Annotated in this window: 11 protein-coding genes; 1 reads left to right on the top strand and 10 read right to left on the bottom strand. The window is 68.3% G+C overall.

The genetic code is table 11. The annotated features are described in order from the left end of the window. Entirely contained in the window at nucleotides 1-1,290 is a 1,290-nt protein-coding gene (locus tag FHW94_RS01830) for an APC family permease (RefSeq protein WP_246865847.1), read from the top strand. Here the strand turns inward: FHW94_RS01830 and FHW94_RS01835 are convergent. From FHW94_RS01835 to FHW94_RS01880, 10 genes are all read right to left on the bottom strand, one after another. Continuing rightward, a complete protein-coding gene (locus FHW94_RS01835) occupies nucleotides 1,278-2,342 on the bottom strand; it encodes a tyrosine-protein phosphatase (RefSeq protein WP_168554087.1) in 1,065 nt (354 codons plus the stop codon). The genes FHW94_RS01830 and FHW94_RS01835 overlap by 13 nt on opposite strands. Then, a complete protein-coding gene (locus tag FHW94_RS01840) occupies nucleotides 2,342-4,747 on the bottom strand; it encodes a TonB-dependent receptor (RefSeq protein ID WP_168554088.1) in 2,406 nt (801 codons plus the stop codon). The genes FHW94_RS01835 and FHW94_RS01840 overlap by 1 nt, the downstream gene beginning before the upstream one ends. 234 nt (nucleotides 4,748-4,981) lie before the next feature. After that, entirely contained in the window at nucleotides 4,982-12,766 is a 7,785-nt protein-coding gene (locus FHW94_RS01845; RefSeq protein WP_168554089.1) for an autotransporter-associated beta strand repeat-containing protein, read from the bottom strand. A 295-nt stretch (nucleotides 12,767-13,061) separates the two neighbouring features. Further along, entirely contained in the window at nucleotides 13,062-13,460 is a 399-nt protein-coding gene (locus FHW94_RS01850) for a hypothetical protein (protein WP_168554090.1), read from the bottom strand. A 127-nt stretch (nucleotides 13,461-13,587) separates the two neighbouring features. Next, a complete protein-coding gene (locus FHW94_RS01855) occupies nucleotides 13,588-14,856 on the bottom strand; it encodes a TolC family protein (protein WP_168554091.1) in 1,269 nt (422 codons plus the stop codon). Beyond that, nucleotides 14,856-15,155 carry a DUF3240 family protein gene (locus tag FHW94_RS01860; RefSeq protein ID WP_168554092.1) on the bottom strand — a complete coding sequence of 100 codons (300 nt, stop codon included), beginning with the start codon at nucleotides 15,153-15,155 and terminating at the stop codon, nucleotides 14,856-14,858. The genes FHW94_RS01855 and FHW94_RS01860 overlap by 1 nt, the downstream gene beginning before the upstream one ends. Next, nucleotides 15,148-18,249 carry a CusA/CzcA family heavy metal efflux RND transporter gene (locus tag FHW94_RS01865; protein ID WP_168554093.1) on the bottom strand — a complete coding sequence of 1,034 codons (3,102 nt, stop codon included), beginning with the start codon at nucleotides 18,247-18,249 and terminating at the stop codon, nucleotides 15,148-15,150. The genes FHW94_RS01860 and FHW94_RS01865 overlap by 8 nt, the downstream gene beginning before the upstream one ends. A gap of 13 nt (nucleotides 18,250-18,262) precedes the next feature. Then, entirely contained in the window at nucleotides 18,263-19,375 is a 1,113-nt protein-coding gene (locus tag FHW94_RS01870) for an efflux RND transporter periplasmic adaptor subunit (RefSeq protein WP_168554094.1), read from the bottom strand. Between the two features lie 68 nt (nucleotides 19,376-19,443). After that, on the bottom strand, nucleotides 19,444-20,502 hold the full coding sequence (locus tag FHW94_RS01875) for an ATP-binding protein (RefSeq protein WP_168554095.1): 1,059 nt from the start codon (nucleotides 20,500-20,502) through the stop codon (nucleotides 19,444-19,446). Then, nucleotides 20,502-21,176 (bottom strand): response regulator transcription factor, encoded by a 675-nt coding sequence (locus tag FHW94_RS01880; RefSeq protein ID WP_168554096.1) that lies wholly within the window; start codon nucleotides 21,174-21,176, stop codon nucleotides 20,502-20,504. The genes FHW94_RS01875 and FHW94_RS01880 overlap by 1 nt, the downstream gene beginning before the upstream one ends. Nucleotides 21,177-21,281 lie beyond the last annotated feature (105 nt).

Here is a 21,281-nt window from a genome sequence, read left to right on the forward strand (position 1 = left end):
TTGGGGTTCTGGCACCTGGTGGGCTATGGGCTGGCGCTGATTGCGCCGACGGCGCCGCTCAACACGCTGGGCGTGGTCTGGGGCAAGGCCCATGGGCTGATCGCGCTGTCCTATATCCTGGGCGGGCTGTGCATGGCGTTTACCGCGGCCAGCTATGCCGTGATGGTGCGCGAGGTGCGCAGCGCCGGATCGCTCTATGGCTTTGCCCGCGTGGCGATGGGGCCGTTTGCCGGGTTCATGGGCGGGTGGATGATCCTGCTCGATTACCTGATGATCCCCTCGCTGGTCTATGTGATCATGGCCGTGGCGCTGGGCCAGTTGATGCCGCAGGTGGACCGCGCGGTGTGGGTGGTGGCGCTGCTGGGCTTTACCACGGCGGTCAACTGGTTCGGGATCAAATCGACCAGTGCGTTCAACGCGGTGAGCGTGGTGGCGCAGATCGTGGTGATGGCCGTGATGGTGGCGGCCGCGATCGCGTTTATGGGCTGGGCCCGTGCCTTTTCCCCCGCGCCGGTCTGGGCCGATCCGCTGCCCTGGCACGGGGTGCTGGCGGGCACGTCGGTCTGCGTGCTCAGCTTCCTGGGGTTCGATGCCGTTTCCACCCTGGCCGAGGATACCGCTGATCGCAGCGGCCGCACGCTGGGCCGGGCGATCCTGGCGGTGCTGGCGCTGGCCACGGTGTTCTTCGGGCTGTCCACCTGGGTGCTGGGCAATGCCATGGTGGGCCAGCGCTTTACCAGCCTGGACGGGGCGCATTACGATATCGCCGCGCTGATCCTGGGCGGCTGGGCGCGCGCCGGCCTCGCTTGGTTCACCGCGCTGGTGGTGGGCTTTACCAATGCCCTGCCGATGCAGGTGGGGGTGGCGCGCGTGCTCTATGCGATGGGCCGCGACGGGCAGGTGCCGGCGGTGTTTGCCCGGCTGCATCCCCGCCACAACACGCCGTGGGTGGCAATGCTGGCGACCACGGCGCTGTCGCTGGTGGTGGCGCTGGCCTTTCGCGATGCGCTGGATTTCCTGGCCACGCTGGTCAACTTTGGCGCGTTGACCGGGTTTGCCCTGCTGCACGTGTGCGTGTTCGTGCATTTCCGCCGCCATGCCCGGCGCAACCTGGCCTTGCACGTTGCTTCGCCCATGGTGGGCCTGGCGGTGATTGCGGTGATCCTTTCCGGGATGGGCGCCTGGGCGCTCATGCTGGGGACGGGGTGGCTGGTGCTGGGCCTGGGCTGGTGGTGGGGGGCAGCGCGCCATGCGCCGCCCCCGGCAGACGATCTGGCCTATTCGGTATAAGTGCGGCGCAGCGCGGCGAGGTCTTGCGGGGTAACGCCCGCCACTTGCGCCAGATAGGCTTCGACCGAGCCATAGCGGCTGTCGATCTCGTCCAGGGCGCTGGCCAGGAACGGGCGGCCATCGGGATCGTGCAACGGCTGCGGCCGCGCCATGGCCGGATTGGCCTGGTATCCGGCGAACATTTTCGCCACGGGATCGGTGGCCTTGGCCGCATCGATTTTCGGCATTTCCCATTCCGGGCGGCGCAGCGCGGTGGAGAGGTCATAATCGCGCAGGATGACATCGCGCGGCGTACCAAGCGCGGACAGGATCAGCGCGGTCATGAACCCGGTGCGGTCCTGCCCGGCCGAGCAGTTGTATTCGATCGGGCCAGCATGCGCTTTCAATCGGTCGAACACCAGCTTGACCTGCGGCGCCAGCAACGTGGGGAAGTTGCGATAGAGCGCGCCCCCGTTGCTGGGCATCTTGCCGCCCTGGGCCCCGGCGAACAGCGCCATCATCGAATAAGCCACGGCATCCTGGTGCACCTGGCCAGCCAGGCGCGTGGGTGCCAGGCGGCGCTCTTCATCGGAACGCAGATCGACCATGCTGGTGAGGCCAAGCCCGCGCACCAAGGCCGCGTCGCGGTCTGACAAGAGCGGGGTGGCGCCCGAGCGATAGAGCAGGCCCCAGCGCACGGTCTTGCCATCGGCGGCCGGATAGCCGCCCAGATCGCGGAAGTTCGATCCCTGCGCCAGCGGCAGCAGGCGTTCGGCCACGGTCACGACCGTGCCATCGCCGCGATCGCGCAGGCGCAGGTAGGGGCGCGGGCTGGCCGGCGCCATGAACCTGGCATGGCCGTCGCGCACGCCTGCACGCACCAGCCGTGCTGCCTTGAGCGGGGCATCGGGCTGCGTGGCGAGATAGACATCGACCGGCCCCTTGGCCTGCCAATCGACCACCAGCGCACCGCCATCCACCCGGCTGACGATGGCATCGTGCACGCGCGCCAGCGCCGGGCTTGCCGCAAGGACAAGCCCGAGGCCGAGCGCGAGGAAACGCGGGCTGCGCATCAGAACCGCACCTGTGCTTCCACGCCCCAGGTGCGCGCTTCGTTGAAAAAGCCGTAGGTGCCCACCAGCGCGCTCGCCGCCTTGTAGAACATGTGCTGTTCGTTGAAGAGGTTGCGGCCCCAGACCGAGACCTGCATCTGGGCGCCCGAATTGCCGAGCGCAATGTCGGCCAGGCTCACACGGCCGTTGAACGTGACGCTGGCATCGCCCTTGGGCTGGGCCAGCGTGACCTGGCCCGTCGTCGTGTTGAAGCCGGGATCGACATAGTTGGCGTAGAACCCGCTGTCATAGTTGGCATCGAGGTGCACGCGCAGTTCCGAGGCGGCCACCGGCAGGACCACGTCCACCGTGCCGCTGGCGGCATGCTTGGGGGTGTAGACCTGGGTGATCGGGATCGGCGTGGTGATGATCACGCCGTTGGCCTGGGGGAAGGGGTTGGAGGTGTTGGGGATCTTGACGCTGGTATAGGCATAGCTGGCGCCCAGCGTGAGCTGTGGGATCGGCTTGACCGTGAAATCGGCCTCGATCCCCTTGAGGCGGCCGGTGCCCGGCGCATTGTGGGTTTCGGTGGTGGTGCGGGTGGTGTTGAGCAGGTTGCCCTGGGCATCGTATTGCAGGTAGTTGGCGCTGAAATCCAACTGGATGTTCTTGTAGCTGCCGGTGTAGGCGGCCACGTTGAAGCGCGCGCGCTTGCCCCAGAATTCGGTCTTGGCGCCCAGTTCGAACATCGAGACGGTTTCGGGGTTGAACGGCGCATAGGTCAGCGAGCGCGAGTTGGCGCCGCCCGACTTGTAGCCCGTGCTCCACTTGCCATAGACATGCACGTCCTGGCTGGCATCGAGTGCCAGGTTGACCATGGGATCGACGCGCGACCAGCTGGCATCAAGCACGCGCGGCGCGGTGACGCCGTTGACCGAAGGCGTGGCGCCGTTGACGGTGAAGAGCTGGCCTTCCTTCTTGTCGTGCGTCCAGCGCGCGCCAACGGTCAGGTGCAGGCTGTCGTTCATCACCGCCGGGGTGTAGGTGCCCTGGCCGAACACGCCCACGCTGGTGGTGGTGACATGGCTGGCGCGGTCGATCGTCACGCCGTCATAGTTCACATAGGGGATCACCGTGGTGGCGCTGCCGGCGGCATCGGTGAACTTCATGCTGTAGAACGCCTGGGCGTTGTCCTGCACCTTTTCCTGATACCACATCGCGCCGGCCACGAACTTGATCCGCGCATAGTCGCCCAGCAGTTGCAGTTCCTCGCTCGCCTGGTTCTGGCGGAACTGCGCCAGCGAATAGCGGGCAAAGCTGCTGCCGGTGAAATTGCCCGTGGCGCTGATCGCGCTGGTGGTGGCAGAGCCGTTGTCATACTGCGACTGGGTGAGTTCGCGGTAGGACGCGATCGACTTGACCTGCAGGTTGGGATCGAGGTGCCATTCCAGCAGCAGGCGGTGGCCGTGGGTCTTGCCCACGCTGGGCTGCTGCACCACGCCCACGGCGGCCACGTCCACCCTGTTGGGTTCCAGCGGGTAGGCCGACGGGCGCTTCAACGTGCCAGCCGAGATGGTCTGGGCATAAAGCGGGCTCGATGCGTCGTACGACGTGTCATAGGCATAGTCGGCGCTGAAATCGGGCGTGGGGGTCCACAGCACTTCGCCGCGCAGGCCGCGCTTGGTGTAGAAGTTGAAATCGGTCTGCCCGGCCAGCGGGTTTTTCACCATGCCGTCGCGGTGCGAAACGACGCCGTCGATCTTGGCCGCGAGGTTGCCCCACTTGGGCAGGTCGAGGTGAATCTCGCCCTTGTAGCTGCCATAGTTGCCGGCGCCGACCAGGGCGTTGGCGTGGAATTCGCCGCTGGGCTTCTTGGTCACGATGTTGATCGCGCCGCCTTCGGTGTTGCGGCCGAACAGCGTGCCCTGCGGACCCTTGAGCACTTCGATGTTCTCGATGTCGTAAAGCGCGGTGCCCAGGCCCTGGGCGCGGCCGAGATAGACGCCATCGACATAGACGCCCACGCCCTGGTCGCGGGCGGGCTGGTTGCTGTCTGACAGCACGCCGATGCCGCGGATGTTCATGATCAGCGCCGAATTGCGCGAATAGAACGGCGCCACGCGCAGGCTGGGCACGCCGCCCGATTGCAGATCGACCAGCGACTGGATGTGGCGATCGGCCAGCGCTTCGCTGCTGAGCACCGAAATGGCGATCGGGGTCTTCTGCAGGTCGGTCTTGCGCTTTTGCGCGGTGACCACGATCTGGTCGAGCGTGTTGGTGAGCGTGGGATCGGCCACCGGTTCGGGCGCGGGTTCTGCGGCACTTGCGAAGGCGGGAGCTGCCAACACGGGCAGGGCCATGGCCGCGCCGGCCAGAAGCAGGGCAGAAGTGCGCGCGCCACGGCGCGCCGCGTTTTGACAAGACATTGAACAGGTTCCCTCACTGGTGTTGGCGCGGCCACTAGGGTGGGGGAAAGTCAAACCGGTGACGCTGTTTCAGCGTCCGTCATTGCATTGCAACAAGGCGCACATTTTTTCGCACATGCACATGTCGCCAACGCGAAAGGCCGCCGTGGCAGGAGAACCACGGCGGCCCATCGGGAAACGGCATCGGGGGCTGCCGCCTGACAGTGCCGAAACGCGCGTTCCGGCTAAGGACGATCAGAACCGGATCGTCAGCGCGGTCTTGCCGCCATAGCTGGAAGCGGTGCCCACATTGCCTTCGAACGTCCAGCTGATCGCGTCGGACAGGTCGATCTGTCCGCCCAATCCCAGCTTGGCGCGGGTGCGGGCAAAACCAGGGTTGTGCACGGTGAAGAGCGTGTCTTCCACCGCCACGCGGGCCTGCACCGCGGGCAAGCCGCTGTAGAGATCCTGCACGGCCGAAACGTTGGCAAAGCCCTGGACCCGCGGGGCCAGGCGATAGCCCAGCTTGATCCCGCCCGAAAGCGCGGTGAACGCGTCGCGCTGGGCCGCCACGGCCAGGCTGTCGAGCGTGGGGGCGCCGCTTTCGGCAAAGCCATCGACCTTGTTGACCATGGCCAGCACTTCCCCGGTCAGGTCGAGCGAGAGCTTGCCGGTGACGCGGCGATATTCCAGGCCGCCGCCATAGAGGCTGGACGAGCCGTGGACATCGCCGAAGCTGGCCGTGCCTGCGTTGGTCACGCGCGTGCCCTTGAACGTGTAGTCGGCAAAGGCGGCGCGAGCGGTCAGGCGCAGCGCGCCATCGTGGGTGACAGGCACCGAGACGCCGAAGCTGTACTGATCGCCCTTGGCATCGCCCCGCATCAGCGCGGTGGACACATGGCCGTCGCTGTGGGTGAAGCCGAACTGCGCGCGGGCAAACGGCACTTGCGCCGCGACGCCCAGGTTGAAGCGGTGGTCGGTGCTGGCCAGGCGGCTGTAGCCCGCACCATCGCGGCCCTTGGCCTGGCCGGTGCCGAACCCGCCGGTGACGGCAAAGCTGGGCTTGTCGACCATGTCATAGCCCGAAAGATCGAGCAGGTTGTCGAGCAGCGAGACGCGCAGATGCTGGGCCAGGCCGGCATAGGCTTCGGGCGAAGCCTTGGCGAAGACGCTGGCCACGGCGGCATCGGCGTTGCTGCCGCTGCCCAGTGCGGTGGCGGCATATTCGATCAGGCGGCCGCCGTAATACTGGTTGACCCCGCCGGCCGAAGCCACGCGCAACTGTTCGACCATCGCTTTCTGGTTGGCGTTCTTGCCCAAGGCGGCTTCGAAGCTGGCCGGGGTATAATCGCCCAGGCCGACCAGCGTGCCGGTGGCCAGGTTGAACGCCACGGCCTTGCCCATGGCGCTGCTGACCGTGCCGAAATGGCCGGACACGGCGCCCGGGGCAAAGCGGAACAGCGTGACTTTCTGGCCCAGTGCCAGGGTAAAGCCGGTGCTGTTGGCAATTTGCAGGCTGGCGCCATGATCGATTGCCAGCGTGCCCGAAACCACGACCTGGTCATAGCCGCCATCGGCCGCCGAGAGTCCGGCGCCGGCGGCGCCTTCCACGTCCATCACCGCCACGGCGTGGTTTGCCAGCGCCAGATTGGTGAAGTGGATCACGCCCGGCGAATTGCCCGGTGCCAGTGTGCCGGTGCTGGTACCGCCGAACTGGGCGCTGCCGCCCACGCTGCCCACACCCGTGAGGGTGCCCTGGTTATCGACCACCAGCGTGGTGGTGTTGAGCGTGCCGCCGGCGCTGCCATTGGCATTGCCCAGGTGCAGCGTGCCGCCGTCGTCCACCGTGGTGGCGGTGGCATTGACCGTGCCGGTCAGGTTCATCACGCCGCCCACGGCCACTTGCGGGGCATTGAGCGTGCCGCTGGACAAGACGTTCATGGTGCTGCCGTCCTGCACCTGGAACGTGCCGGAGGCCGAGGTGATGGTGTTGGCCAGGTTGAACGTGCCGCTGTCGAGCGCGACATCGCCCGCGCCCGTCACCGTGCCGGCAAAGTTGCCGCCATTGGCCAGGACCAGGTGATTGCCGTTGAGCGCCAGGGTGCCCGTGCCGGTGAGGTTGTTGATCGTCTGGTCCCCGCCGGTCAGCGAAAGGCGTGCCGGCGTGGCGACATAGACCTGGAGCGCATGGTCGAGCACGTCGGCGCCCGCCACCGTCACGCCGCCATCCATGATCGCCAGGGTGGCCGGGGCAAAGCTGCCCGCGCCGCCGGCCAGGGTAAGCGTGGCGCTGCCGGTCTTGACCACGGCCGCGCCGCTGCCATCGGGGTTGCGCGCGGTATCGATGCTGCCGGCAAAGGTGGCATCTTCGGTCTGGTTGATGGTCAACACGCTGGCCGCGCCCAGGTGGAACGCGCCGCCGCTGCCCGAAAGCGTGCCCGTGGCATAATTGGCCGTGGTGGTGATCGATCCGCCGGCCATGACCGTCTGCCCCGTCACCACGATATCGGCGGCGCTGGTGATCGTGCCCAGGTTGCCCAGCGCGCCGAAATGGTTGACCGATCCGGCCGAGAACGTGGCCGTGCCGGCGTTGCCGAAGCCCAGCGACAGGTCCAGCGTGCCATCGTTGTAGACCGTGCCATAGCTTTGCAGGCCATAGCCATCGAGCGTGGCGCCCTGGGCAACCGCGATCGTGCCGTCTTCTCCGTTCGAACCCAGGTCACCCAGGGTGAGGTGATCCCACACGTTGACCTGGCCGCTGTTGGCGATGGTGGTCACCGTGCTGTGGGCCGCGACGTGGACCATGCCGGCGTTGGTCAGCCCGGCGATGGCATCATCGGTGCCGATCACGAACGTGCCCGCGCTGCCCACGTTGACCGTGGCGCTATCGGCCAGCGTGCCGCCGCCAAAGGTGTTGAGCGTGCCGCCATCGACCACCAGCGTGCCGGTAAAGGTGTTGGCGCCGGTCAGGAAAAGTTCGCCATCGCCGGTCTTGGTAAAGTTGCCGCTGCCGCCGATCACGCCGGCAAAGGTGCTGTCTGCCGCCTGGTCCACGGTGAGCGTATTGGCGCCAAGCGCGATCGTGCCATTGCCCGAAAGCCAGCCGATCGTCTGGTTGCCATTGTCGAGGCGCAGCGTGGCGGCCTGGTCGATCGACACGCGCAGCGCGTGATCGAGCGTGTCATCGCCATCGACCGCCACGGTGCCGTTCCACAGGTCCATGCTCCAGGTGGAAAAGCTTTGCGGGCCGCCCGCCAGGGTCAGCGTGCCGGTGCCATACTTGGCAAAGATCGCCCCGGTGCCGTCTTCGCGGCGCGCGGTATCGACCACGCCGGAATAGGTGCCATCGGCTTCCTGGTTGACTTCGAAATAGGCGCCGACCCCCAGGTGCACTGCGCCGCCCGCGCCCGAGAACGTGCCCACGAACAGATTGCGCGTGGTGGTGAGGCTGCCGGCATCCTGGGTATAGATGCCATAGTCGCGGATATCGGCCTCGGCGGTGATGATGCCGGCATTGGCTAGGCCGCTCAGCACGGTCTGCGCGGTGGCGGCGAAGGTCATGGTTCCGGTCGCTTCGTTGGTGGTCATCCCGTCAACGAACAGCATGCCGGCGCTGCTGAAATTGCCGGCATTGCCCAGGGTGCCGGCATAAGTGCTGGCGCTGGCGGTCAGTTGCATGGTGCCGGTGGCGGTATTGCCGAGCAGGCCGGCCACATCGAGCAAGCCATCGCTGTGCAGCGTGCCGCTGTTTTCCAGGCTGCCGAGCACGGCGCCGGCCTGGTCGCTGACGAGGACCGTACCACTGCTGGTCATCGCACCCGAAACGCCGAGCGTGCCATCCAGCTGGACCAGCCCGGCATTGTCGAGCGTGGCCGCTGTGGTCTGGCTGCTTGCGGCAAGATCGAGCAGGGCTTCTGCCTGGTTTTCGATGCGGGCGGCCACGGCCAGGGTGCCCAGGTTGCGCACCGTGCCGCCGGCATTGACCAGATCCTGCATCCACGCGCTGGCATCGGTGGCGATCAGGGTGAGGCCGGTGTTGGTGGCCAGGTGGTTGACGATCAGGCGCCCGTCCACGGTGGTCTGGCCGCTGTTGGCATAATCGTCCAACGTGATGGTGGTGGGGGCGGTGACAGTGGTTTCGCCCTGGTTGTCGAGCGCGGCAAAGCTGTCGGTGGTGCCCAGGCGCAGCGCGGCCCCGTCTGCCACCGTAACCGCCAGGCTATCGGCCAGCGTGCCGCCGCCGGTGGTGTCGATCCCGCCCGCGGCCACCGCAAGGCCACCGGTGAAGCTGTTTTCGCCCGTCAGGGTAAGCCAGCCCGCGCCGCGCTTGATCAGGCTGCCTGCGCCGATGAAGACGCCGGCATAAGTGCTGTCACCCGATTGATCGAGATCGAGCGTGTTGGCCACGGTGCCGCTCATCCCGCCCAGCTGGGTCACGCCGGTAGGGTCCTGGAAGCCGGTGGTGACGAGGTGGCGGACGGCGGCCAGTTCGGCGCCATCGCCATCGGTGTCACCCACCACGACCATCACGCCGTCGTTGGTGAAACGGCCCGAGGTGGTGATATCGCCCACCATGTGTAACAGGCCACCATCGACATTGGTGAAGCTGCCGTTGACGCTGAGGTGATCGGTGGCAATCATCCAGCCGCTGTTGACCACGCTGCCGGTGGTGCTGTCGCCCCCGGTCAGGCCAAGCAGGCCTGCGTTGGTGATCGTGCCGGTGGTGGCGCCGCCCAGGAAAGCGAGCAGGCCGGTATTGACGATGGTCCCGGTCTGCGCTGCCGCGTGGAAGGTGATCTCGCCGTCGTTGGCAATGGCGCCGGTGGAAACAGTGCCATAGGCATTGAGCGTGCCGGCTTGCGCCACGGTTACGGTGGTGAGCTTTTCTGCGACGCGCAAGTTGAGCGTGCCGCCCGAAATCGTCACGAACCCGCCGCTGGTGGCATTCATCAGGCGCCCGCTCGTGCCGTCCAGCGTGGTTTCCAGCAGGCCGTTGTGCAGGGTTACGCCGTCAAGGCTGTTCTGCGCCGTCATGGTGAGCGTGCCGGCATAGCCGGTGTCGTTCACTTCCAGCGTGCCATTGCGCCACACGCCCGAAAGCACCGCGGCGTCGCCATCGGCGTCGGCATTGTCATAGACCGCGACGCGGCCGTTGAGGCCGGCCAGATTGACCGTGTTGACCAGGGTGACGACGCCGGTGCCATAGTCCGAACCGAACAGCAGCGTGGCATCGACCGGCACGAAGCCGCCCGCGTTCCACGTCAACGATTGGCCGGTGGTGCTGGTCAGCGCGCCGAAGTTGAGCGTGAGGCCATCGTCCCCGGCGGCAAAGCCACCGCTGCCCGACCACGAAAGCTGGTGCGGCAGGCTGCCCACGCGGCGCACCATGGTGCCCGAGGTGAGCAGGACGCCGGCGGTATCGTTGGACAGGTCTGCCCCGATCGTGCTCGATCCGTTGAACAGGATATGGCTGTTGGTGTTGATGCCCTGGCCATCGTCGGCCTGGAGCGTGGCGCCTTCGATATAAGTGTTGCCGGTATAGGTGTTGGCGCCCAGGAACTGCACCAGGCCGCCGCCGGTGACGTGGATGTCTGCCCCCGCGCCCGGCGCATAGCTGGCCCCGCCGATCGAGGCGGCGCTGTCATCGGCGATCGTGCCTTCAAAGCGGATGGTATGTCCGGCGCCCGGCGCCAGCGTGACCATGCTGCCTTTCATCATGAACAGATCGGACCCGGCCGATTGCCCGGCTTCGCCGCCGTTGTTGGAAGAGCCGGCCAGCACCGCATTGTTTTCGAACAGGGCATTGCCGGTGATGTTGAGGCTGCCACCGGTGCGCACGAAGATTGCCCCGCCATAGCCAGAACCGCCACCGCCGCCGGTGCCATCGCCCGAAGAGCCCACGCCGCCGCCAAAGCCGGCCGTGCCGCCCGCGCCATCGCCGCCATCGGCCGAATTGCCGCCCCAGCCGCCCGCGCCGCCGGCACCGCCAGAACCGCCGCCCGCGCCAAAGCCGCCCGCGCCGCCATCGCCGCCATCGCCGCCGGCGCCGCCATCGGTGCGCACCGTGGCGCCATCGCCGCCGCTGCCGCCCGCGCCGCCCTGGCCGCCGCCGAAGAAGGTATCCCCATCGCCGCCCGCGCCGCCCGAGCCGCCATCGCCGCCGTGGGCCACCAGGCCCAGGCCCAGTTCCACCTGCCAGTTGACGAGGTCCACGCCGGTCTGGATGACGTTGACGATCTTTTGCACGGTGTTGGCGATCTTGGCCGCCGCCACGGTGGGCTTGGGCAGCGGATCAGGCGCGCCTTCGGCCGCCGCTTCGACGAAATCGGCGTTGATGTCGATCACCTGGCTGGCGAACGAGAGCATCAGGTCCATGTTGTAGGGCAGGCCGCGCGTGCCGTTGCCGCCCATGCCGCCCTTGCCGCCGCTGCCCCCGGTCGGCGTGGCGCCCGCGTCATAGCCATTGGTGCCCGAAACGCCTTCACCATCGTGGAAGATGGTGTTGTACATGCTGCCGCCCTGGCCATTGCCGCCGGTGCTGCCGCTGCCTGCGGCCACCAGCCCGTTCATCGCGCCGCCGGTGTTGAGCGAGCTGGCCGAGGAATCGATCCGGTACGACACGACGCCAGTGACCGGGTTGATCGCGGTGATCACTGCATTTTCCGGCACGCCATCGCCGGTCATCAGCATCCCCACCTTGAGCCCGGCGGTCGAGGCCAGGGTGAGCGTGGAATTGCCGCTGGAAATGACTTTGCCGAACGAGAGGAACAGGCTGCCATCGGCAATGGCATCGACCGACGCCTGGCTGAGCGGGTTGGACAGGGTGATGACCCCGCCATCCACCGCCAGCACCACGGTGCCATCGGGAATGCCGGTGCCGGTCACGGTCATGCCCACGGCCAGCGTGGCATTGGCGCCCGACAGGCGGATCACGTTCGATCCGGCAGTGCCGCCTGCGGTGCTGGCCGAAAAGCCCGACATGCCATCCACCGGATCGGCAAAGGTGATCGTGCCGTCGCTGGCGATGGACTGGATCGAGGTGGTAAAGGTGCTGCCGTCGAACCGCGCGGCAGTGACTTGCATGCCCGCCTGCAACCCGGCCAGTTTCACGCCCGTGGCCTGGATGCTGTTGTCCGTCACGCTCTTGAAGCGCGAGGCCTGGTATTCGCCGGCGCCGATCACGTCAAAGCTGGCTGCCTGGCTGGCCTGGCCGGGATCGGCCCGCACGATGGCGTTGGACAGCGTGACGCTGGTGACGGCGTTGTTGGTGCCATAGGTGACGGCGGTAATGGTGGTGCCGGCGGGAATGCCGTCGCCCACCACCGCCATGCCGATGCCGAGCTGGCTGGGGGTAAAATGGCTGCTGCTCACGTCCACCACGTTGCTGCTGGTGGCAGCGCCGCTGAAGCTGACGGTGCCGCCGCTCACGGCCGCGACATGCGACGCGTCGACCGCAATGCCCTGGCCGGCAAAGGTTACCGCAGCGCCATTGACCGCTGCGATCGTGCCGGTGCTTTCGGTGCCCTTGATCTGCACCGTGGCGCCCGCGCCCAGCATGCCGTTGGCCGACGACATGGTGACGCCGGTGATGTAATAGGTGCCGCCCACCTTGGTGACCGTGGGCGTGGCTTGCTGGATCGAGGTTTCCTGCGCTTCCACCGTGAGATTGGCCAGCGGCACCACGACCGGTGCGATCTGCGCCACGGCGATGCCGCCGCCTTCGCCGCCCTTGGCGGTGTTGCTCTTGAACTGCACGTTGTTGAGCGTGAGCGTGCCGCCCTGGTCCACGAAGAACACGCCGCCCAGGCCACCGCCGCCGCCGCTGCCCGCGCCGCCTTCGGTGAAGAAATTGGTGTAGATGGTGGTGCCGTCGGCACTGCCGGCGGTCTGGCTGGCGCCCGATGCCACGATCACGCCCGCCGCGTCGGACCCATCGACAACCGTGACGGTGTTGGAAGGCGCGGCCTGCGCGCCCGAAGCCAGCGCGAGGCTGGCGGCCAGAGTCGACGAGGATAGCCGCAGCAGCGAAGCGATTTTCATGTGGTCTGCTCCCAAGGGATCCGCATGAGGCCGCTGTCAGGCATGATTCTTTACCATGCTGGACGAAGTGGGTTGGCCGTGACGGATACAAAAACGGACGGATTTAATTCGGAATATTACGCATGGCCGACGTGCGAAGGGGCCGTGCGTCGCTGGGCAGCTGTCTAGAATTAACCGTCTTGAGAAAGGCTGGGAGCGGAACTAGCCGCAAATGCGTAGCGCGGCCCGGAAGACCGGACCGCGCTGCAGGACGTCGTCAGAAATGATGCAGGGCGCGCGCCGCGCCGGCGGCACGTCAGCCGCGGGGCTGGAACGCCACGGTGATCCGGTCCGGGCTGGTGCCGCCCAGGCCGGTGAGCGCCACGGTGCAGGCTTCCTGCCAGCGGTGCGCGTCGCAGCGCGCCTGGGCCACGGTTTCGGCGCTGGCGCCGCTGGCGCGATAGCGGGCGATAAGCTGGCCCTGCTGCACCTTGGCGGTCTGGACGTTCTGGCGCACCATCGTCACCACCGCCAGGTGATCGCCATGCCGGACCAGCCGGGGCGGCGCCAGGACCACGCCGGCCGGCGGGGTTGCCAGTTCCACCGCAGGAAGGGCGGCTGGCGGCAAGGTGCCGGTGGCATGGGCGGGTACCGCGCCCAGCACGAGGGCGGCGAAAGCGAGCCGGGGCAGGGAAAACAGGGGCAGGGTGTTCATCAGCGGCTTCCAATATGCGGGGGCGATCGGACTTGCCCTTCCAAGCCGGTGGCGGCACGCGAGTCAAATTCGCTAACCATACTGCAAAAGCGCTGCTCCGTTGCGGGACAGCGCATGCGGCAAAGGTTCACGAGGGATGCTCGTCGGTGTCCTCGTCTGCCCAGATGACGTGGGAATCGATTTCCAGCTTGATCAGGCTGCGGATCGCCTCGCTGCGCGCGGCCACTTCGAGGCGGGCGGCCTCGTGCGCCTGGCGGCGGGCGAGCAGGGCATCGGCCAGGTCGATCGCGCCCAGTTGCTGCCCGCGCGCGGTGCGCGTGGCGGCTTGGGCGGTGGAACGGGCCGAAGCGGCGATCCCTTCCCAGGCGGCGCGGCGGCCGCGCGCGTTGACCAGATCGCCATCGGCCATTGCCTCCACCTCGCGCCGCACGTTGGCCAGATCGAGCAGCCCGGCGCTGGCCTGGGCGCCGGCTTCCTCGGCCAGGGCCTTGCGATAACCGCCGCCCAGCGGGATCTGCAGCACCAGCCCGCCGCCGCGCTCCATCCCGCTGCGCTCGCTGAACGCGCGGAAGCCCACGCTGGGATCGGCGGTGCGGTCGCGTTCGGCGCGGCGGGCGAGGGTGCCCAGCCGCGCCGCCTCGCGGTCGGCCGCGCCGATCTCGTGGCTGCGGGCGATGACCAGGTCGCGCAAGGTGGCCAGATCGTTGGCCGGGGTGGGCACATCGCCCAGCGCCGGTGGCGAATCGGGCAGGGGCAGATCGGGAAAATTGGCGGCGAGCAACGCACGGGCCTGGGCCATGTCGGCCGCGCTCATCGCCGCGGTGCCCTGCGCCTGGTCGCGCGCGGCGCGGGCCTGGTCCACATCGAGCGTGGCGGCATCGCGCAATTGCTGGCGCCGCGTGATGGCGGCCAGCGCCTCGTCCAGCAAGGCCACGTTGGCCTGGTCCACGCGATAAAGCTCACCTGCGGTGAGCCAGTCGAACCACAGTTGCGAAAGCAGCAGGGCGGCCTGGTGGCGGCTGTCTTCCATGCGGTTGTGCGCCACGTCCACCCCCAGGGCGCCAGCCTCGCGATCGAGCGAGGCCTTGCCCGGCAGGCGGATGGGGCGCAGCACCTGGGCATCGAATTCCCGGTAGCGGCGCTCGTTGGTGACGTCGCGCGCCTGGATCGTGCCCGAGATCAGCACTTCGTGGCTGCCCTTGGCCAGCGCGGTGGCGGCCGAGCGTGCCGCCGCAACGCGCGCGCCGGCGGCCGCGACGGTGGGGTGATTGTCCAGCGCGGCCACCACCGTGGCTTCGGGCGGCAGGTTGGGCGGCGGGGTTTCGGCCACCGGCGCGGCCAGGGCTGTCGTGGACAGCAAGGCCGGCACGAGGAAGAGAGAGGCCAAGCGGCGCATCAGGCGATCCTGCCCTGGGAGTGAACGGGAACCGCGTGCCAGCGCACCGGGGCGCGGCAGCGCGCATCGCGGGCAGTATCGACCAGCGCGGTGGCGCGGCTTTCGGGCACGATCAGGGTGAGCGCGGTGCGGCACAGCAGGCCTTCGACCTGTTCGCCGGTGCCGGCGTCGGCGTAATCGTGGCCCAGCACGACTTCATCCTGCCAATGCACCGGGGCATCGGCTACGCCGCGCAGGGCCAGGGCCAGGCTTTCCGCGTCGCCACGCGCGCAATGGAACGTGAACAGCAGGTCAGCCATGGTGCGCCTCCGCCGGCATGTCGGTCTGGCTCGCTCGCTCGGCCGCGCTTTCCCCGAAGCGGGCGAAGAGGATCGGCAGCAGCACCAGGGTGAGCAGCGTGGAGGTGACGAGGCCGCCGATCACCACGATGGCCAGCGGGCGCTGGATTTCCGAGCCCGGCCCACTGGCAAACAGCAGCGGCACCAGGCCGAACGCGGTGATGCTGGCCGTCATCAGCACCGGGCGCAGGCGGCGCTGCGCGCCCAGCCGCACCACCTCGTCTAGGGCCATACCTTCCTCGCGCAGCTGGCGGAAATAGGCGACCAGCACCAGCCCGTTGAGCACGGCAATGCCGAGCAGCGCGATGAACCCGACCGAGGCCGGCACCGAGAGATATTCCCCCGACACCCACAGCGAAACGATGCCGCCGACCATGGCAAAGGGAATGTTGGCCAGGATCAGCGCCGAAGCCCGCAGCGAGCGCAGCGTGGCGAGCAGCACGCCAAAGATCAGCAGCAGCGCCATCGGGATGACCAGCATGAGCCGCGCGGCGGCGCGCTGCTGGTTTTCGAACTGGCCGCCCCATTCGATGCGATAGCCCGCCGGCAGCGGCACGCGCTGCGCCACCTGGGCCCGTGCATCGTCGACATAGCCCACCAAGTCCCGCCCCGAGACGAAGGCCTGCACCAGGGCAAAGCGCGAGGCGTTTTCGTGATCGAGTTTCACCGGCCCGGCCGTGCGCGAAACCTGTGCCATATCGGCCACGCGGGCCACCGCGCCCGAAGGAGTGAGCATCTGCATGTCGGCAAAGCGGGTGGGGTCGCTGCGCAGGGCGTCTTCACCCCGGATCACGATCGGCACCCGGCGCTGGCCCTGGGCGACGATGCCGGCCGGCATGCCTTCCACCGCCGCGCGCAGGGTGTCCTCCAGCTGGTCCACCGGCATGCCAAGCCGCCCGGCGGCCACACGATCGACATTCAATTGCAGGTAATCGACATTGTCGTTGGCGACGGTCAGCACTTCGCTGGCGCCGCGCACGCCCTTGAGCGTGGCCTGGATGCGCGTGGCGAGGTCTGCCAGGGCGCGCGTGTCGGGCCCGAAGATCTTCACTGCCAGATCGCCGCGTGCGCCGGTGAGCATTTCCGAGACGCGCATTTCGATCGGCTGGGTGAAGGTGGTTTCCACGCCGGGCAGGCCATCGGTGGCGCGGCGCAACTGGTCCACCACGAAATCCTTGTTGCCGCGCCATTCCGATTGCGGTTTCAACACCACGAAGCTGTCGGTTTCATTGAGGCCCATGGGGTCGAGGCCGATCTCGTCGGTGCCGGTGCGCGCGATCACGTCGGCCACTTCGGGCACGGATTTGAGCGCGCGCTGCACCGCCATGTCCACCTGGGTCGATTGCGCCAGGTTGATCGTGGGCAGCTTGGTCAGCTGCACGATGACCGAGCCTTCGTCCATCGTGGGCATGAAGGTCTTGCCGACGGCACCATAGGCCAGCACGGCGAGCGCCAGGCCACCGGCCGAAAGGCCATAGACCAGGCCCTTGCGGGCAAAGGCGCCGTCAAGCAGGCGGCGATAACGCGGGGTCAGCCAGCGCATGATCCAGGGATCGCCATGGTGACCTTGTCGGAGGCCGAACGACGCCATCACCGGCACCAGCGTGAGTGCCAGCAGCAAGGAACCGGCCAGTGCGAAGACGATGGTGAGTGCGACGGGCGCGAACAACTTGCCTTCCAGCCCCTGAAGCGAGAGCAGCGGCAGGAACACCAGGGCAATGATCAGGATGCCGGCCGAAACCGGCACGATCACGTCGGCCGTGGCGCGAAACACCTGGTTGAGGCGGGGCAGGCCATCCTCGCGCGTTTCGCCCAGCCGCTCCACCACGTTTTCCACCACCACCACTGCGCCATCCACCAGCATGCCGATGGCAATCGCCAGGCCCCCCAGGCTCATCAGGTTGGCCGATAGGCCGAACAGGTGCATCAAGAGGAACGTGATCAGCGCCGCCATCGGCAGCGTGACCGCCACGATCGCCGCCGCGCGCCAATCGCCCAGGAACAGCACCAGCAGCACGATGACCAGGATCGTGGCTTCTACCAGGGCTTCCTCCACGGTGAACACCGCGCGGCTGATCAGGTCCGATCGATCGTAGAACGTGTGGATGGTGGTGCCGGCGGGCAGGCTGGCTTGCAAATCGGTGAGCCGCGTCTTCACGCCGGCGACCACTTTTTGCGCGTCGGCGCCGCGCAGGGCGATGACCAGGCCTTCGACCGCCTCGCCCTTGCCGCCGCGCGTCACCGCGCCATAGCGGGTGAGGCTGCCGGTGCCCACGCTGGCCACGTCGCCCAGGCGCAGCACGCGGCCTTCAGGATTGGCGATGACCAGTGCAGCCAGGTCTGCCTCGGTCTGGATCGCGCCGACGGTGCGCACGATCAGCGCTTCCTCGCCCGTCACCAGGCGGCCGGCGCCATCGTTGCGGTTGCCGCTTTCGATCGCGGCCTTGATCTGCGCGATCGAAAGGTGCGCGGCGGCCAGCGCGGTGGGATCGGGGCGCACTTCGAATGTGCGGACATAGCCGCCCAGCGCGTTGACATCGGCCACGCCCGGCACGGTGCGCAGGGCGGGGCGGATCGTCCAGTCGAGCAGCTCGCGCTTTTGCTGAAGCGAAAGTGGCCCGTCGATCGTGAACATCAGCACGTCGGACAGCGGCGTGGAAATCGGCGCCATCCCCCCGCTGACCGAAGAGGGCAGGTCGGCCAGCACGCCTGAAAGCCGCTCTGCCACCTGGTTGCGCGCCCAATAGATGTCGGTCCCATCGACGAAATCGATCGTCACGTCGGCAATCGCATACTTGGCGGTGGAGCGCAGCACAGCCTGGCCCGGAATGCCCAGCATTTCGGTTTCGATCGGGGTGATCACCCGGCTTTCCACTTCCTCGGGCGTCATCCCCGGCGCCTTGAGAATGATCTTCACCTGGGTCTGCGCGATATTGGGATAGGCATCGACCGGCAGGCCGAGGAATGCCCAGGTGCCGAGCGCCGCCACCGCCAAGGCCAGCCCCAGCACGAGCAGGCGATACGACAGCGAGAGGGCGACGAGCTTGCGCAGCATGGGCCGGCGCCTTTCAGTTCGCTTCGGCCAGCGCTTTCAGAGCGCTGGTGCCGGCAACGACCACGGCTTCGCCTGCGCGCACGCCGTCCTTCAGGATGACCTGGCCATCGGCCGCGCCCAGCCGATGCACGGTGCGGCGCTGGTAGCCGCGGGGCGTGGCGACGAAGACCACGTCATCCGCGCCGATCGTGGTCAGTGCGTCTTCCGGCACCGCCACCGCGCCACCCGCTGCCGGGCCCCACACCGTGAGCGCGCCCACGCGCCCGGCCACGATGCCGGGATCGGCCGGCAATTGCGCCTTGAGCGTGGCCGAACGGGTGGCAGGATCGATCGTCCCGCCCACTGCCGTCACGGTTCCCGCAACCGATCCCAGGCGCACGGTCTGGCCCACGCGAACCTGGCCGATCAGCCGCTCGGGCACTTGCGCGGTGGCTTCATAGCGGCCGGCCGCGTCGATCACGAAAGGCGCCGTGGTGCCATCCACCGGCATGCCGGCCTGGATATCGGCCTTGGTCACGCGGCCGGCGATCGGGGCCGTCAGCGTGTACGTGCCGCTGCCGCCTCGCGCGCCGACCAGCGCCAGGATGCGGGCCTTTTCGCTCACGTCGGCACCGGCTTCGGCGGCCAGGGCCCGCGCTTCGTCGGCGCGGGCGCCCGCCACGATGCCTTCGCGGCTCAATTGCGCCAGTCGCGCCGCGCTCGATTGCGTCACCCCGGCACGGGCATGGGCTCGCGCCAGGTCTGCCGAAAGGGTCATGACCTCGCGGCTGGATACCACGGCCAGGGCCTGGCCGCGCTTTACCGCATCGCCTTCCACCACCAGGGTGCGCAACACGGTGCCGGGCAGAGTGGCGGCCACCGCCACGCGGGCATTGGCGGGTGGGGCGATTATCGCGGGCAGTTCGGCCAGGGGCACTTCGCCGGCCGGGCGGGCCGGGGCCGTGGCGATGCCCAGCGCCGCGGCCTTGGCCGGATCGACCGCAAGCAGGCCATTGGCGGCAAGCGGCGCTGCCGGGGCGGGCGCGGCTTGCTCGGCCGGCGCGCGCGTGAACCACCAGCCGCCTGCCGCCACCAATGCCAATGCGGCCGCGCCGCCCAGAATCGCCCTGTGAATTGCCCTGTTCATCGCGCCCGGTTATCGCGCCGGCCTGACGAAAACCTGACGGCACGCGAATACGACAAATCGCGACAATTTTATGAAGCGTGGCCTCCGCGTGATTGCGGGGTGGGAAAGCGCAGGGTCAGGGTTCGTCGGCCCGCGTCGCTGGTCAGCGTGCCACCGTGCGCGGCCATGATCCGCTCGACGATATTGAGACCCAGCCCGGCGCCCTGGCGGCTAGCGTGATCGGCGCGGGCGTGGCGGCGGGTGAGGCTGGCCAGCGCCTCGGGCGCCAAGCCCGGGCCTTCGTCGGTCACGTGCAGGCAGGCACCGGGACCGGCGGCCACCCGCACCAGCCCACCCGGCGGCGTGACGCGCACGGCGTTTTCCACCAGGTTGCGCAAGGCGGCGGCCACCGCCTCGCGATGGCCCCAGACCGTTGCAGGGGAGTGCCCGGCCGGTTCGTCCAGCGCGATTTCGCGCCCTTGGGCAATCACCTGGGGCGCCAGCGTGGCCACCACGTCTTCCGCCACGGCGGTAAGCGAAAAGCCCTGGGCGCGTTGCGGCGTGGCGGTTTCCGCCTCGATCTGCGCCATCAGCAGAAGCTGGTCGACCAGGCGGTGCATCGCGGTGATCTCGCGCCGCAGATGCGCGCGGTCGAGCGCGTCGGGGCTGTCGAGTTGCATCGCCATGATCGCCAGCGGCGTGCGCAATTCGTGCGCCACGTCGGCGGCAAAGGCTTCGTGGCTGGCAGCGACGCTGTCGAGCCGGGCCAGCAGGTCGTTGATCGATCCCACGAACGGCGCGACTTCCACCGGCAGTTCCTCGTGCGGCAGGCGCAGGCCGCGCTGGGCCGGGGTGGTGGCGATGGTGCGGGCCGATCGCGCCAGGGGGCGCAACGCGCGGTCGATCACCCAGGTCGTGGCGATCAGCGTGGGCACGATCAGCACCAGGATCGGCAGGATCACGTGATCGCGTACTTCGCGCCAGGCCGCGCTGTGGTCGGGCCCGGCGAGGTCACCGGGCGTGATGTCGTATTCCCAGAACAGGGTGAAGACCAACGTCGCCACGGCAAAGGCGCAGATGATGCCCAGCCCCACCGAAAGGCGCAGGCGGATCGAGCCCCTGCCGATGCCGGTTCTTTCAGCCGGCATCACCGGCGGTCTTCCAGCAGATAGCCCAGGCCGCGAATGGTGTGGAGCATGGCGCCCAGCCCCTTTTCCTCCAGCCGGCGGCGCAGGCGCGATGCGGCGGCATCGACCGCGTTGGGGGAAACCGCCTCGTCGAAATTGTAGAGCGCGTTCTCGATCTGGCTGCGCCGCACCACGCTGCCCGCACCGCGCATCAGCAGTTCGAGCAGGTCGGCCTCGCGCCGGGCCAGGTCCAGCCGCGTGCCGGCGATGCTGGCCTGGCGGGTGGCGGTGTCGAAGACCAGCGGCCCCACTTCGATCATGGCGCTGGCGCGGGGGCCGGGCCGGCGCAGCAGGGCGCGCAGGCGGGCGGCGATCTCGGCGGTTTCGGCCGGCTTGACCAGGTAATCGTCGGCCCCGGCATCCAGCCCGGCCACGCGGTCGTCCAGACCGCCGCGCGCGGTCAGCACCAGCACCGGCAGCGCCAGGCCGCCGGCGCGGCGCCGTTGCAGCCACGCACGGCCATCGCCATCGGGCAGGCCCAGGTCGAGCAGCAGCGCATCGAACTGCGCGAGAGCAAGCGCGGCATCGGCGGCATCGAGGCTGGCCGCGCCATCGCAGACGATCCCGCTGCGCGCGAGCGCATCGGCCACGAGATCGGCCAGCCGCACATTGTCTTCCACGATCAGCACCCGCATGGCGCCCACGTGTAGCGTCTGATCTCGCGAAATGCACCAGCGGGGAAGGGGAGTGCCACGCAATTGCAACATTTCCCTGCTGGAGCAGAATTGGCCTGGCAGGCT

Source organism: Novosphingobium sp. SG720 (assembly GCF_012275365.1).
GTDB lineage: Bacteria > Pseudomonadota > Alphaproteobacteria > Sphingomonadales > Sphingomonadaceae > Novosphingobium > Novosphingobium rhizosphaerae.

Coding starts and splice junctions, on each gene's coding strand:
- FHW94_RS01845 (WP_168554089.1), bottom strand. CDS start 12,766: ATGAAAATCGCTTCGCTGCTGCGGCTATCCTCGTCGACTCTGGCCGCC.
- FHW94_RS01835 (WP_168554087.1), bottom strand. CDS start 2,342: ATGCGCAGCCCGCGTTTCCTCGCGCTCGGCCTCGGGCTTGTCCTTGCG.
- FHW94_RS01850 (WP_168554090.1), bottom strand. CDS start 13,460: ATGAACACCCTGCCCCTGTTTTCCCTGCCCCGGCTCGCTTTCGCCGCC.
- FHW94_RS01855 (WP_168554091.1), bottom strand. CDS start 14,856: ATGCGCCGCTTGGCCTCTCTCTTCCTCGTGCCGGCCTTGCTGTCCACG.
- FHW94_RS01880 (WP_168554096.1), bottom strand. CDS start 21,176: ATGCGGGTGCTGATCGTGGAAGACAATGTGCGGCTGGCCGATCTCGTG.
- FHW94_RS01875 (WP_168554095.1), bottom strand. CDS start 20,502: ATGCCGGCTGAAAGAACCGGCATCGGCAGGGGCTCGATCCGCCTGCGC.
- FHW94_RS01860 (WP_168554092.1), bottom strand. CDS start 15,155: ATGGCTGACCTGCTGTTCACGTTCCATTGCGCGCGTGGCGACGCGGAA.
- FHW94_RS01870 (WP_168554094.1), bottom strand. CDS start 19,375: ATGAACAGGGCAATTCACAGGGCGATTCTGGGCGGCGCGGCCGCATTG.
- FHW94_RS01865 (WP_168554093.1), bottom strand. CDS start 18,249: ATGCTGCGCAAGCTCGTCGCCCTCTCGCTGTCGTATCGCCTGCTCGTG.
- FHW94_RS01840 (WP_168554088.1), bottom strand. CDS start 4,747: ATGTCTTGTCAAAACGCGGCGCGCCGTGGCGCGCGCACTTCTGCCCTG.